The 13253-nt window shown below is 68.7% G+C and carries 12 protein-coding genes; 5 read left to right on the top strand and 7 right to left on the bottom strand.

Annotated elements, in window-relative coordinates; all coding sequences use genetic code 11:
- Window positions 1-3: 3 nt before the first annotated feature.
- From IG196_RS11665 to IG196_RS11655, 3 genes are read right to left on the bottom strand one after another with little or no spacing between them, the layout of a single operon-like run.
- Window positions 4-363 carry a hypothetical protein gene (locus tag IG196_RS11665; RefSeq protein ID WP_180288682.1) on the bottom strand — a complete coding sequence of 120 codons (360 nt, stop codon included), beginning with the start codon at window positions 361-363 and terminating at the stop codon, window positions 4-6.
- Window positions 364-365: 2 nt separating this feature from the next.
- Window positions 366-1088, bottom strand: coding sequence for a PspA/IM30 family protein (locus IG196_RS11660; RefSeq protein ID WP_192196279.1), 723 nt, complete (start codon window positions 1086-1088; stop codon window positions 366-368).
- 12 nt (window positions 1089-1100) lie between these two features.
- Complete coding sequence (locus IG196_RS11655; protein ID WP_192196278.1) at window positions 1101-1517, bottom strand: YjfI family protein; 417 nt, start codon at window positions 1515-1517, stop codon at window positions 1101-1103.
- Between the two features lie 141 nt (window positions 1518-1658).
- On the opposite strand from IG196_RS11655, the gene IG196_RS11650 reads away from it, so the two are divergent.
- The gene (locus tag IG196_RS11650; RefSeq protein ID WP_192196277.1) at window positions 1659-2576 is read left to right on the top strand and encodes a LysR family transcriptional regulator; all 918 of its coding nucleotides are present in this window, start codon (window positions 1659-1661) and stop codon (window positions 2574-2576) included.
- A gap of 7 nt (window positions 2577-2583) precedes the next feature.
- On the opposite strand, the gene IG196_RS11645 is transcribed toward IG196_RS11650, so the two are convergent.
- Together IG196_RS11645 and adh are read right to left on the bottom strand one after the other, a co-directional pair.
- Entirely contained in the window at window positions 2584-2967 is a 384-nt protein-coding gene (locus IG196_RS11645) for a DUF779 domain-containing protein (protein ID WP_192196276.1), read from the bottom strand.
- On the bottom strand, window positions 2967-4487 hold the full coding sequence (adh, locus tag IG196_RS11640; protein ID WP_101493672.1) for an aldehyde dehydrogenase: 1521 nt from the start codon (window positions 4485-4487) through the stop codon (window positions 2967-2969). The genes IG196_RS11645 and adh overlap by 1 nt, the downstream gene beginning before the upstream one ends.
- A gap of 238 nt (window positions 4488-4725) precedes the next feature.
- Here adh and IG196_RS11635 point away from each other — a divergent pair, with 238 nt between their 5' ends.
- Window positions 4726-6612 carry a sigma-54-dependent Fis family transcriptional regulator gene (locus tag IG196_RS11635; RefSeq protein ID WP_192196275.1) on the top strand — a complete coding sequence of 629 codons (1887 nt, stop codon included), beginning with the start codon at window positions 4726-4728 and terminating at the stop codon, window positions 6610-6612.
- A 56-nt stretch (window positions 6613-6668) separates the two neighbouring features.
- Window positions 6669-7499, top strand: a complete 831-nt coding sequence (locus IG196_RS11630; RefSeq protein ID WP_180839086.1) for a class I SAM-dependent methyltransferase — start codon at window positions 6669-6671, stop codon at window positions 7497-7499.
- A gap of 15 nt (window positions 7500-7514) precedes the next feature.
- Here the strand turns inward: IG196_RS11630 and IG196_RS11625 are convergent, their stop codons facing one another.
- The gene (locus IG196_RS11625; RefSeq protein ID WP_192196274.1) at window positions 7515-8315 is read right to left on the bottom strand and encodes a DUF1266 domain-containing protein; all 801 of its coding nucleotides are present in this window, start codon (window positions 8313-8315) and stop codon (window positions 7515-7517) included.
- Between the two features lie 40 nt (window positions 8316-8355).
- Entirely contained in the window at window positions 8356-9357 is a 1002-nt protein-coding gene (locus IG196_RS11620) for a hypothetical protein (protein ID WP_192196273.1), read from the bottom strand.
- A gap of 318 nt (window positions 9358-9675) precedes the next feature.
- On the opposite strand from IG196_RS11620, the gene IG196_RS11615 reads away from it, so the two are divergent.
- Window positions 9676-10062: a DUF4259 domain-containing protein gene (locus tag IG196_RS11615; protein WP_192196272.1), complete on the top strand. Its 387-nt coding sequence runs from the start codon at window positions 9676-9678 to the stop codon at window positions 10060-10062.
- A 220-nt stretch (window positions 10063-10282) separates the two neighbouring features.
- Complete coding sequence (locus IG196_RS11610; protein WP_192196271.1) at window positions 10283-13114, top strand: hypothetical protein; 2832 nt, start codon at window positions 10283-10285, stop codon at window positions 13112-13114.
- Window positions 13115-13253 lie beyond the last annotated feature (139 nt).

The raw sequence follows: 13253 nt of genomic DNA, 5'->3' as shown, positions 1-13253 counted from the left end.
TTCTTACCTGCCGCCCGGCTTCTTTGTGCCGGTGTTCTTCTTGTTCGCCTTGCCCGCAAAGGCAATCAGTTCGCGCGTGGCCTTCTCCTTGATGGCCAGGCGGTCGTCGGGTGCCAGACCATAACGCGCCGCCAGAAATTCGTAGTCGGCCGCGTTCAGCGACACCGTGAGGCGCGGCCGCTTCGGCTTCGAGGTGGTCGCCAGGCCCAGCACCTGCCGGATCTGGTCGGGCGTGGACACGTGTTGCTCGAACGCCGCGGTGCGCACGGCCTCGAGCACGGCCTCTTCCACGTCGAAGGCCACCTGGACCGCGCGGATCGCCTCGTCCGAGCCCTGCCAGCGAACCGGCTTGACCCGCACCATGGTCACTCCGCAGCCGGTTCGGACGGCCCAAACGGCTTGGCCTGGCGGGCGCGGATGCGCTCCATCACCTTGCCGGTGCGGTCGGCGTCGTTGCCGATGCCCGCCGCGGCCAGCTTCTTTTCGAGCGCGCTGTGGCCGAACTCGTCTTCGAGCTGCTGGCCCGCCGTCATGCGATCAGACAGCTCTTCGTGGCGCGAGCGGATGCGCTCCAGCGACTCGCGTGCGCTGGCCAGGCGCGAGCCGCCGCTGCCGATGTTCTCGGAGATCGACTGCGTGGCGCGGTAGACGCTCTCGGTGGTCTTGGCGATGCCGATCTCGCGCTCGTGCTCGCGGATGCGCGCCTCGGCCGACTTGATCAGGTCCTTGAGCCGCGACACCTGCAGCGCATACGAGGCATGGGCCTTGGCCTGCTCCTCGAGTTCCTGCTCGAGCGTGCCGACCTTGGACGCCACGTCGAGCGCCAGGCCTTCCTGGGTCTTGTTGAGCGCCTCGAGCGCCAGGCCTTCGTAGCGCGTGACCTCGCCCTTCAGGCGTTCGATCTCGCGGGCCGACTGCATCTCCTTGGCCATGACGCCGGTGAGGTCGCCCTTGGCCTTTTCGATGCTGTGCTTGGCGTCGATGATTTCCTGCTCGTAGATGCGCGTGGCATTGCTGTCGATCACGCTCTCGCCGATTTCGCGGGCGCTGCCGCGCAGCAAGGTGACCAGCTTCTTGATGACTGTCATGGTGATCTCCGCTTAGTTCAGGAATTCGGACAAGGCGTCGAGTGCATCGAGCGCGTTGTCGCTGAGCACGGCCACTTCGCGTGCGATGTCTTCCACGCTCGCGTTGCGCCCCAGTGCCCCGGTGAGCACGTAGCGCCCGCCCACGCGCCCGAAGGACGACAGCGGCACCGACGGATTCAGGTCGAGCAGCGATTCGAGCAGCTCGGTGCGCCGCTCGGGCTTCACGTCTTCCTCGGTCCAGAGGTAGCAGATGCAGATGATCTGCATGTCGGAACTGGTGACGAAGATCGGCAGCTCATCGCGCCCTTCGATGCTCACCTGGACCACGGGCGTGCTGCCCGGAATGGGCTGCAGCTGCACGGGCAGCCCGCCCATCGCCGCGCCGGCCAGCGCATCGAGGCCCTTGAGTTGATCGAGCAGTGATTGCATACCTCTCCTTTGGGTTGTCTACCGTTGGAAGCGCGCGATGCTTCGCTGGATTCACTATAGGTGCAGCGACATAACATGTCAAAAATTCTTTTAGCCCATGCGCATGACTTTCGGCACTGGCGCGCTCTCTAGAATCCGCCGATGCCCCGCACCATCAACCCCGCGCGTGTCGATTTCGTGACGCTGCGCCTCTTCTGTGCAGTGGCTCAGTCGGGCAGCATCACCAAGGGCGCGGAGGCGTGCCACCTCGCGCTCTCGGCGGCGAGCCGGCGCTTGTCCGACTTCGAAGCCGCCACCGGCTCGAAGCTGCTCGAACGCAGCGCGCAGGGCATCGCGCTCACGCCCGCCGGGCATGTGGCGATGCAGCATGCGATGCGGCTCTTCCAGGGCTTCGAACAGTTCAGCAACGAGCTGGGCGACTACGCCAGTGGCGTGCGCGGCCATGTGCGGCTGTGGGCCAACATGTCGGCGCTGACGGAGTTCCTGCCGACCACGCTGGCGGCCTTCCTCGGGCAGCATCCCGACATCCGCGTCGAGGTCGAGGAACAACTGAGCGGCGACATCGTGCGCGCGCTGGTCGACGGCCTCGCCGACGTGGGCGTGTTCGCCGAGAACACACCCGCCTACGGCCTCGACGTGGCGCCCTTCCAGACCGACGAGCTCGTGGTGCTGTGTGCCAAGCCGCACCCGCTGGCCCGGCTGCGTGCGAAGCAGGTCGATTTCAAGACCTGCCTGGCGCACGAGTTCGTGGGGTTGAACCGCAGCAGCTCGCTGCTCGAGCTGACCTCGCGCGCGGCCGAACAGGCCGGCATTCCGATGCGCCTGCGCGTGCAGGTGCGCAGCTTCGATGCGATGTGTCACATGATCGCGGCCAACCTCGGCATCGGCGTGGTGCCGCTGGCCGCCTGCAAGGCGCAGGTGGCCGCGCTCGACCTGAAGGTGGTGCACCTGAAGGACGCGTGGGCCACACGGCGCCTGCTGATGGCGACGAAGACCGGCGCGGCGCTCTCGCCGGCGGCGCAGCTGCTGGTGCGGCAGCTGCTCGCTTCGTCGAACTGAAACGCGATCAGCCCAGCTTCGCCGCCTCCGCCTCGAGCGCCACCCACTCCGCATCCGTGAACAGCCGCGAGCGCGTCAGGAAGCGCACGCCCAACGGCCCTTCCAGCGAGAACATACCGCCGCGCCCCGGCACCACGTCAATGATCAGCTGCGTGTGCTGCCAGTACTCGAACTGCGGTCCGCTGATGTAGAACGGCATGCCGCCGATGTGGCCCAGCAGCCGGTCGTAGTCGCCCACGATGAACTCGCCCTGCGCATAGCACATGGGCGCGCTGCCGTCGCAGCAGCCGCCCGACTGATGGAACATCAGCGGGCCGTGCCTGGCGGCGAGGTCGTCGATGAGCGCGAGCGCCGCGTCGGTCGCGGTGACGCGCAGGACCTCGCCGGTCATCAGAAGAAGCCCAGCTTGTTCTCGCTGTAGCTCACGAGCAGGTTCTTGGTCTGCTGGTAGTGGTCGAGCATCATCTTGTGGTTCTCGCGTCCGATGCCCGACTGTTTGTAGCCACCGAAAGCCGCATGCGCCGGGTACTGGTGGTAGCAGTTGGTCCACACGCGGCCGGCCTGGATGCCGCGGCCCATGCGGAAGGCGCGGTTCATGTCGCGGCTCCACACGCCGGCGCCCAGGCCGTAGAGCGTGTCGTTGGCGATGGACAGGGCTTCTTCCTCGTCCTTGAAGGTGGTGACCGACACGACCGGGCCGAAGATCTCTTCCTGGAAGATGCGCATCTTGTTGTGGCCGCGGAACACGGTCGGCTTCACGTAGTAGCCGTCGGCCAGGTCGCCTTCAAGCTGCTGGCGTTCGCCGCCGATGAGCACCTGCGCGCCCTCCTGCCGGCCGATGTCGAGGTACGACAGGATCTTTTCCAGCTGCTCGCTCGAGGCCTGCGCGCCGATCATCGTGGCCGCGTCGAGCGGGCTGCCTTGCTTGATGGCGGCCACGCGCTTCAATGCGCGCTCCATGAAGCGGTCGTAGATCGATTCCTGGATCAGCGCGCGGCTCGGGCAGGTGCAGACCTCGCCCTGGTTCAGCGCAAACATCGTGAAGCCTTCGAGCGCCTTGTCGAAGAAGGCGTCGTCGCGCTCCATCACGTCGGCAAAGAAGACGTTGGGCGACTTTCCGCCCAGCTCCAGCGTGACCGGAATGAGGTTCTGGCTCGCGTACTGCGAAATCAGCCGGCCGGTGGTGGTCTCGCCGGTGAAGGCGATCTTGCCGATGCGGTTGCTCGACGCCAGCGGCTTGCCCGCTTCCACGCCGAAGCCGTTGACCACGTTGAGCACGCCCGGCGGCAGCAGGTCGCCGATGACCTCCATCAGCACCAGGATCGACACCGGCGTCTGTTCGGCCGGCTTCAGCACCACGCAGTTGCCCGCCGCCAGCGCGGGCGCGAGCTTCCACACGGCCATGAGGATCGGAAAGTTCCACGGAATGATCTGTCCGACCACGCCGATGGGCTCATGAAAGTGGTACGCGAAGGTCTCGTGGTCGATCTCGCTGATGCCGCCCTCCTGCGAGCGGATGCACGAGGCGAAGTAGCGGAAGTGATCGATGGCCAGCGGCAGGTCGGCGGCCATGGTCTCGCGAATCGGCTTGCCGTTGTCCCAGGTCTCGGCGGCGGCCAGCATGGCCAGGTTTTCCTGCATGCGGTCGGCGATGCGGTTCAGGATGTTGGCGCGCTCGGTGGTCGAGGTGCGGCCCCAGGCGGCCTTGGCCTTGTGGGCGGCGTCGAGCGCGCGGTCGATGTCGGCGGCGCTGGAGCGCGGCACTTCGCAGAAGACCTTGCCGGTGACGGGCGTGATGTTGCCGAAATACTGGTTCTCCACCGGCGCGACCCATTCGCCGCCGATGTAGTTGCCGTAGCGCGCCTTGAAAGGCACTGCGGTACCGAATTTGCCCGGTTCGAGCATGTCCATGGGTTGTCTCCGTTGGGTAAGGTGTGAACAGGCGGCGCCACGACATGCGGCGCCCCGCACAGTCACCGCAAGCGGCATACCCGCGCGGATCGGGACAATCCCCAAGCCCCGCGCCAGAGGGACGCGGGCCGCGCAGAGGGTTTCCATTCGCAATCTGCGACATGTTTGCGCGAATACGGCGACTACGATGTCGCACAAGGCGAATCGCCGGCAACCCCTGTCATCGGAGTTCCGCAAGATGAGTGAAGCGTCAGTGCCATCCGTCAGCGTCGCGCAGGCCCGCGAGCTGTTCTTTGCGCAGGGCCGCGATCCGGCGCCGTGGATCGCGCCGCACATCTCGCGCTCGTGGCAGCGCAGCCGGCCGGTCGATCCGCAATGCATCGACCCCACGCCGATGGCGCCGTCGCTGCTCAACGAACGACGCGAGCAGGCGATGCGCCTGCTCAGCTGCGCACAGCCCGAGCTCGACGGGCTCGCCGAGCATGCGGTGGGCAACGGCTGCATCGTCGCGCTGTCGGACGCGACCGGCCTGATCCTCGAAGAGATCGGCAGCCCCGACTTCCTGCCCAAGGCCCAGCGCGTGGCGCTGCAGCCCGGCGTTGAATGGTCGGAGAGCCACCGCGGCACCAACGCCATCGGCACCGCGCTGGCCGAGCGTGTGGCGCTGATGGTGCTGGGCGGCGAGCACTACCTGGCGCAGAACGGCCGGCTGGGCTGCGCGGCGGCGCCCATCTTCAGCGGACGCGGCGAGCTGGCCGGCGCGCTCGACATCTCGGGCGAGACCGCGCGCGTGAACCATCACGCGCTCGGCCTCGTGCGCATGGCGGCGCAGCAGGTCGAGCACCGCATGCTGCTGGCCGAGGCCTCGGGCCATGTGCTGCGCTTCCATGCGCGGCCGGGGCTGATCGGCACCGCGCGCGAAGGGCTGATGGTGATCGAGGGCGGACGCATCGTGGCGGCCAACCGCGTCGCGCTCGACCTGTTCGGCCGCTCATGGGAGGGCTTGCTCGACCTCGATGCCGAAGAATTCCTGGGCGCCCAATGGCCGCGCATGGAACACAAGCGCAGCCTGCTCACGCTGCCGGGCGGACAGCAGATCGCGACCGTCATGGAGCGCACCGGCACAGCCAACAGCGGCACGGGCCGATCCGGCGCGCGGCATGCAATGGCCGCCGCCCCGATCGACAACGACGACGTGGTGCGCCCGCTGCTGGCGCGCGCCGTGCGCGTGCTCAACGAAGGCGTGCCGGTGCTGGTGAACGGCGAGACCGGCAGCGGCAAGGAGGTGTTCTCGCGCCGCCTGCACGCCGCCAGCCGCCGCAGCGCGGGCCCGTTCGTGGCGGTCGATTGCGCCTCGCTGCCCGAGACGCTGATCGAGGCCGAGCTGTTCGGCTACGAAGAAGGCGCCTTCACCGGCGCGCGGCGCAAGGGCATGCCGGGCCGCATCCGCGAGGCGCACGGTGGCGTGCTGTTTCTCGACGAGATCGCCGAGATCCCGCTCGCGCTGCAGACCCGCCTGCTGCGCGTGCTCGAAGGCCGCGTGGTCACGCCGCTGGGCGGCGGCCAGGGCGTGGCGGTCGATTTCGACCTGGTCTGCGCCACGCACGCCGGCCTGCCCGCGCTGGTCGAGGCCGGGCGCTTTCGCGCCGACCTGATGTACCGCGTGGCCGGTTTCACCGTCGCCCTGCCCGCGCTGTACGAACGTGCCGACCGGCGTGCGCTGATCGCGCGGCTGTTCCTCGAATCGGGCGGCGCCGCCAAGCACCTGTGCCTGGAGAACGATGCACTCGAGCGCCTGGCCGCCTACCGCTGGCCCGGCAACGTGCGCGAGCTGCGCAGCGTGCTGCGTGCGCTCGTCGCACTGGCCGACCCGGGCGATGCGGTGACAGCCGATGCGCTGCCCGCCCACCTGCGCGACGCTGCGCCCGTGGCCGACTTCAGCGAAGCCACCGCGTCGCAACCCAACGCCCCGCTGCAGACCATCACGCGCCATGCCATCGACGAAGCGCTGCGCGCCTGCGACCACGACGTGGCGCGCGCGGCCCGCCGGCTCGGCGTGCACCGCAGCACCGTGTACCGCCACCTCGCGCGCCAGCGCCCGCCTGCGGGCAACACCAAAGACTGACTTGCCCGCACGCGCGGGACCGGCCAGACTTTGCGCATGGCCCTGTTCCCGCCTCCATGACCACCGGCAAACCCGCGCGCAAGCTTTCGGCCGTGCCGTCCACCTTGCGGATTCCGCTCGCCGCGCGGGCTTCGGGCGATGCGCTCTTTCCGCAGATGGCCGTGCGCGACGCCTACGCCGCCGGCATCCTCGAGCAGATCCGCGACGACGACCACGCCCTGCCCGACGACCGCACGACCATCTTCGGCATCCTCGCGCGCACGCGACGCTTTCGCAGCCTGGCGCAAGACTTCCTCAAGGCGAACCCGGGCGCGCGCGTCGTGAACATGGGCTGCGGCCTGAGCCACTACTTCCAATGGCTGGACGACGGCAAGTCGCGCATGACCGACGCCGACCTGCCCGAGGTGCTCGACCTGCGCCGCGAGCTGCTGCCCGACACCCATCCGCGCCACGACGTGCGCGAACTCGACCTGACGGCGCCTGATTGGTGGGAGCAGCTCGGCCTGCCGCGCAAGCGCCACGCGCAGCCGGTCTTCCTGTTCACCGAGGGCGTGCTGATGTACCTCACGCCCGAGCAGGTGAACGCCGTGCTCGTCACCTTCGGCGAGCGTGCGCCTGCGGGTTCGGTGCTGGCCTTCGATGCGATGTGCTGGCTAGCCGTGGGCCGCGCGCGTCAGCACCCGTCGGTGCGCGCGACGGGTGCGGAGTTCCAGTGGGGCCTGCGCCGCTACGACGACCTCACGCGGCCGCATCCGCGCCTGCAGCTGGACGGCACCTACCGCGTGATGGAAGGCATCGGCTGGCCCTACACGCTGTTCGCGCCGATGGTGCTGTTCTTTCTCGGTGTACCGATCTATGCGGTGTACGCGCTGCGCGCGAAGGACTGACGCGTCTTTGCCGGCTCAGGCAAAGGGCACGCTGCGCCAAGGGCTGCGCGCGTCGCTCAGCAGCAGGCGGTTGGTGCGCAGCAGGTGCTCTTCGCGCGCATCGGCGTACTGCCAGATCAGGCCGCCCGCGATGTATGCCGCGCTCACCTGCGACCAGTCGGCATAGGCCGCACGCACCTGCGATTCGAGGCCGCCCGCGAAGCCCGTGAACTCCGCGCGATCGATGTAACCCAGCTGCACCGCCCAACGCGACAGGTTGGCCAGTCGCACCGCATCCCAGGCCACGAGGCTCGTCAGCTGGGCCGGCGCCACGCCGAAGTGCTTGCGCAAGGCGTTGACCCAGCCCTGGCTGCCCGTCATCAGCTGGCTCAGCTCGGCGCTTGAATGCCCGGTCTGCGCGGAGAGCGCACGCATGTCCAGGTGCTCGCGCGCCTTGATCTGGAAGAACGCGGGAAACCACGCGTCCATGACCAGGCGAAGCACGCCGGGCGTGGACTGCACCGCCGCATCGATCGCGCCGATGGCCTTCCACGACGGCAGGTACTTTGCGCGCTGCCCTTCTTCGGTCAGCCAGCGCGCGGTCTGCTCGAAGCTCGCGCGGTCGGTCACGTTCCACACCTGTGCGACGCCTTCGCGCAGGGTGTCGTTGTCCCTGCCGGTGAGCACCGCATTCACGACGTCGCCGTTGAAGGCCGACAGCGGCGTGCTCAGCGTGACCAGCCATTGCTCCTGCGCGGAAAGCCCCGATGCGGCGGCGTCGAACTTCAGCTTGTCGTTGTCGAGCATCGAGTGCGCGAGCGTGTCCTTGAACCCCATGGAATCTCCCCCCCAGAGTTGATGAAGTTGTTGAAGCCGCTCAGGCCCGCGATTGCAGTCGCACGACTTCCTGCTGCAGGAATGCGAGGAACGGCGCGCGCAGCGCTTCCTTCATGTGGGCGGGCAGCGCCATCGGTGGCGTCGAGCCGGTCAGCAGCTGGTCGCCCTTCTCTCCGATCTGCAGCGAGCGCGCCTCCACGCGCTCTAGCGCGATGCGCAGCGGCGACTCCATCAGGTCCTTGCCGTACAGCGCCTGCGCCGTGAGCGCCACGCCGTAGGGGCCGCCGAACAGCGGGAAGTCGGCCAGCGCGAACTGCAAAGTCTCGCCCGCGGAGATCTGGAACTTGTCGCTCACCTTGCCCAGCTTCTTGGCCAGCTTCGGGTTGGCGGGGTCGAGCAAGGTGTCGGCCGCGCCGTAGTCGGCCACCAGCTCGGCCAGCGTCCAGACGCGCTGCTGCGCCTGCCGCTGGCTGCCGTTTTCCGCGTGGTACGCGACCACCGCAGCGACCGCTGGCGCCAGCAGTTCGCCGCAGCGCTTGAGCAGCACCGGCTCGGGTTCGTCAGCCACGCCCGACCAGTCCTTCCAGGCCTTGTAGCGCGCGAGCAGCGTCGAGACGAACGAAGGCGCATCGTCCGCGCGCGCGGGCAAGGCATGGCCTTGGGCCGGCGGCGGCGCAGCCGACAGCACGGTGAAGTCGTCCTGCACGTACATCGCCTGGTCGGTCAGCAACAGCCCTTGCGACGTGCGCTTGCCGCTGAGCCGGTTCATCGCGTGGTAGCCGAGAAAGAACAGCGGAACCTCGTCGCCCAGCCAGGGCTTGGGCAGGTACATCTGCTCGACCGCCTGCGCGAACACCTGCGGCGCGTCTTCGTGGTCGGGGTGGTCGGCCTGGTCGGGCAGGAAGGCGAAGGCCGACAGGTCGGCATGCAGCGGGGCCTGCACCTGTTGCTGGACTCGCGCGCGCAAGGCGTCACCATGGCGCGAGCGTTCGGGCGGCAGCGCGCCCAGGTGATCGGTGAACGACGAAAAAACGAATGACATGCTGAATCTCTCCCTGAAACCGTGGACATGTGAATAGGTATGCGGCCCGACATCTGCTTCCGTTGGCACTGCACGGCAGATCGGTCGTGATCGCGGCATGTCCTGGAAGGACATCGCCGCAATGCCGGCCCAAAGGAGGGGTTTCCGGCGGCTCACGGACTGAAAGATCACGCCTCCCTGTCGAAGGCGCGGCCATGCTAATTGGAAGCGTCGTTTGCCATTCTGACGAATTCTGAGAGCGGCTGCGATCACGAAATTCGTGCCGCTAGCATCACCGCATCTGCAACCGTGGCCGCGCCACACACGGGAGTCAAACGAATGGGTACATGGTCCACCGCAGGCTTCGGCAACGACGAAGCGCTCGATTGGCTGGCTGAACTGCAAGAGGCCGACGACGCGCTCGCCTTCATCCAGGAAACGCTGGCGTCGGGTTCGACGGAAGGCACCGTCGCCGCAGCCGAAGTGCTGGCGCTGCTCGCCGGTCAAGGCAGTGCCGACGTGCACCCCGACGCCGTCGACTGGTGCGCCGGCAAGGCCGCGCCGCCCACGGCGTTGCGCCATGCCGCCGCCGACGCCCTGCAAGCCATCCTCGACGACCCCGATGCCGACGGGCACGACACCTGGGCCGAGCTGGGCGAGGACGACGAGGACTACCTCGCATGGCTGGCGAACCTGAAAAGCCTGCAGGCACGGCTGCGCAACTGAGCACCGCCGAACGTCGCCGACGTTCCGGTAAAAAATTGCGCTGTGTTACGTAACGAGTGGCGACAGCTGGCCGTTTTGCACCGCGGGGCTGACAGGGTCTCTCGCGCAAAAATCGTTTCGAATCAACGAGATACGGCGTTTTCTGGCAGGTGCTGAAAGCTGAAAGCAAAGGCGGCACGCATGTTGCCCTGTGTAGTCATTTATTTGACGAGGAGGCCGCATGACCACCACCGTATCGCCGATCGCTTCGATCCCCGCAGCCGCCGAAAGCGGTGCTCCCGTGGTGCTTGCGCAGGCCAGCGTCATGCCCCTGGGCCCCGTCGGCGCCAGCGCCCCCATGGCCGCGCCCGCCGGGCCGTCCAGCCTGGGCACGCTGTCCAATGCCACGCCCGGCACCGTCGTCATGCGCGACGGAGTGCGCCTGCCGGTGGACGGCAACCAGAACCTCATTGCGGGCGATCGCGTGATCGTGCCCGACGGCGGCCAGGCCAACGTGCTCTTCCCCGGCTCGGCCACCAACAAGGCGCCGCTGGCCGGCGTGTTCGCGAGCGGCACCGACGCCACCATCACCTCGACCAAGCTGTCCAGCGGCCTCGAACAGGTGAACGTCGACGTGGCCGCGGGCAACCTCGATGTGACCTCGCCCGACAGCGACGCGGAAGCCGCAGCCCTCGCGGTCAGCAAGAAGACCGCGGCCGGCAGCGGCATCGGGCTGGGCGAATTCGCACTCGGCGCGCTGGGCGCCGTCGGCCTCGCCGCTGCGCTCGGCGGTGGTGGCGGCGGTGACGGCGGTGGGTTTCCGCTGTTCGTGTCGGGCGGCGGTGACAGCGATGCCGATGCCGATTCGGACGCCGATGCGGATGCCGATTCAGATTCGGATGCAGACGCCGATGCTGATGCCGATTCGGACGCCGACGCAGACTCGGACGCCGACGCAGACTCGGACGCCGATTCGGATGCAGATGCCGACGCGGATGCCGACGCCGATGGCGACCACCTGCTCGATCCGGGCGACGGTCTCGCCGGGGGCCTGCTGGGCGCCCTCGACAACGCGCTCGGCCTGGGCGGCGGTGCGGCCAACGTGCGCGGCGGCTCCGGTTCGTCGGGCACGCTGGCCTCGCTGATGCCCGTCGCCGACGGCCTCACCGACCTCGTCGACGACCTGCTCTCGCCGGTCACCGGAGAAGAATTCACGCCCAGCGATCCGAACGAATTCGAGCCCGTGGACAACGTGGTCGAAGACATCGCCATTCACGTGGGCGGCGTGGTGGCCCCTGTGGTCGACGGCCTGCTCGGTGAAGGCCTGACCGACGCCCTCGTCGGTTCGCTGATCGGCCAGGTCGACTACCTGACCGACGCGCTGGGCAATGCGCTCGAGAACGTGCTGGGCAGCGAAGGCCTGCTGGCCGGCGTCACCGTTCCGCTGGGTCTGGACGGTCTGGTGGATGACCTGCTCGGCACCGACGGCGTCGTCGGCCAGGTGCTCGAAGGCTTGTTGGGTGATGGCAGCCTGCTGGGCAGCGTGCTCGGCGAAGACGGATTGATCGGGCAGCTGCTGGGGGATGACGGGCTGCTGGGTGGCGTGCTGGGTGACAACGGATTGCTGGGTGGCGTCCTTGGCGGCGAAGGCGGCTTGCTTGGCGGCGTGCTGGGTGACGATGGCCTGTTGGGTGGCGTCCTCGGAGGCGACGGTGGTCTGCTTGGTGGCGTGCTGGGTGACAACGGATTGCTGGGTGGCGTCCTCGGTGGTGAAGGCGGTCTGCTCGGCGGCGTGCTGGGCGACGACGGCCTGCTGGGTGGCGTCCTCGGTGGTGAAGGCGGTCTGCTCGGCGGCGTGCTGGGCGATGGCGGCTTGGTCAACGGCCTTCTCGGCGACGAAGGCATCCTGGGCGGCGTGCTCGGCGGCGACGGCGCACTGTCCGGCCTGCTCGGCAGCGAAGGCCTCACCGGCGGACTGCTCGGCTGCGACGGGCTCGTGGACAACCTGCTCGGCCCCAACGGCGCGGTCGGCGCCCTGCTGAGCGCAACGCCGGTGGCCGGCCTGCTTGGCGGCGAAGACGGCCTGCTCGGTGGCTTGCTGGGCGATGACGGGCTACTGGGTGGCGTCCTCGCTGGCGATGGGCTGCTGGGCGGCGTCCTGGGCGACGACGGCATCCTCGGTGCCGAAGGCCCGGTCGGCGGTCTGTTGAATGGCGTCCTGGGCGGCGACGGTGGTGGCCTGCTGGGTGGCGTGCTCGGCGGTGACGGTGGTTTGCTGGGCGGCTTGCTGGGTGACGACGGACTGCTGGGCGGTGTGCTCGGTGGCGACGGTGGTCTGCTTGGTGGCGTCCTGGGTGACGACGGCCTCCTGGGCGGCGTTCTCGGCGGCGACGGCGGTCTGCTCGGCGGCTTGCTGGGCGATGAAGGCCTGCTCGGCGGTGGCGACGGTGGCTTGCTCGGCGGCGTTCTCGGTGATGACGGCCTGCTGGGTGGCGTCATCGGCGGCGAAGGCGGCTTGCTCGGCGGTGTGCTCGGTGAAGACGGCCTTCTGGGTGGCGTCCTCGGCGGCGACGGAGGCTTGCTCGGCGGCGTATTGGGCGACGACGGCCTCCTGGGCGGCGTCCTCGGCGGCGATGAAGGCGGCCTCCTTGGCGGCGTCCTTGGTGAAGACGGCCTGCTGGGCGGTGTCCTCGGTGGCGGCGAAGGCGGCCTGCTCGGCGGCATCGTCGGCGAAGACGGTCTCGTGGGCAGCCTGCTTGGCGGGCTGCTGGGAGGCTCGGGCCCGGCCGCGGACATCCTGGCGCCGGTGTCGTCGGTGCTCGGCCATGCGGCCGATGCCGCCGAGCCCGTCGCGGCCGAAGCCACGCAGGCCGCATCGGGCGCCACGGCGCCCGCGACCGACATCCTGGCTGGCGCAGGCTCGGTGGTCACTCCGGTGATCGCCGAGGTGGTGAACACCGTCGAACATGCGGTGTGCGAGGTCGTGGCCCCGATCACCAGCCTGCTCGACCACGGCGCCGGTGGCTCCACGCTGGCACCCGTGACGAACATCCTGCACGGCCTGCTGGGCTGATCCAGGACGGGGGCTGGCGACGGCGCCTCCCCCTTTGTTCCTTTTCCCGCGCACGAAGGCGCAGCGCACCGGCCCCGGCGCGCTGCGCCTTCGCACGCCTGCCGTGCACAATCGGCGATCCCCGAGCCCCTTTGCCCCC

The sequence above is a fragment of the Variovorax sp. 38R genome (assembly GCF_014843395.1).
Classification (GTDB): domain Bacteria; phylum Pseudomonadota; class Gammaproteobacteria; order Burkholderiales; family Burkholderiaceae_C; genus Variovorax; species Variovorax paradoxus_H.
This window is presented reverse-complemented; position numbering and strand designations above follow the sequence as displayed.

Bases quoted from the DNA above. Each gene is read 5' to 3' on its own strand.
- IG196_RS11625 (WP_192196274.1), bottom strand. From the start codon at position 8,315: ATGGGGTTCAAGGACACGCTCGCGCACTCGATGCTCGACAACGACAAG.
- IG196_RS11615 (WP_192196272.1), top strand. From the start codon at position 9,676: ATGGGTACATGGTCCACCGCAGGCTTCGGCAACGACGAAGCGCTCGAT.
- IG196_RS11610 (WP_192196271.1), top strand. From the start codon at position 10,283: ATGACCACCACCGTATCGCCGATCGCTTCGATCCCCGCAGCCGCCGAA.
- IG196_RS11655 (WP_192196278.1), bottom strand. From the start codon at position 1,517: ATGCAATCACTGCTCGATCAACTCAAGGGCCTCGATGCGCTGGCCGGC.
- adh (WP_101493672.1), bottom strand. From the start codon at position 4,487: ATGGACATGCTCGAACCGGGCAAATTCGGTACCGCAGTGCCTTTCAAG.
- IG196_RS11645 (WP_192196276.1), bottom strand. From the start codon at position 2,967: ATGACCGGCGAGGTCCTGCGCGTCACCGCGACCGACGCGGCGCTCGCG.
- IG196_RS11635 (WP_192196275.1), top strand. From the start codon at position 4,726: ATGAGTGAAGCGTCAGTGCCATCCGTCAGCGTCGCGCAGGCCCGCGAG.
- IG196_RS11630 (WP_180839086.1), top strand. From the start codon at position 6,669: ATGACCACCGGCAAACCCGCGCGCAAGCTTTCGGCCGTGCCGTCCACC.
- IG196_RS11620 (WP_192196273.1), bottom strand. From the start codon at position 9,357: ATGTCATTCGTTTTTTCGTCGTTCACCGATCACCTGGGCGCGCTGCCG.
- IG196_RS11660 (WP_192196279.1), bottom strand. From the start codon at position 1,088: ATGACAGTCATCAAGAAGCTGGTCACCTTGCTGCGCGGCAGCGCCCGC.
- IG196_RS11665 (WP_180288682.1), bottom strand. From the start codon at position 363: ATGGTGCGGGTCAAGCCGGTTCGCTGGCAGGGCTCGGACGAGGCGATC.
- IG196_RS11650 (WP_192196277.1), top strand. From the start codon at position 1,659: ATGCCCCGCACCATCAACCCCGCGCGTGTCGATTTCGTGACGCTGCGC.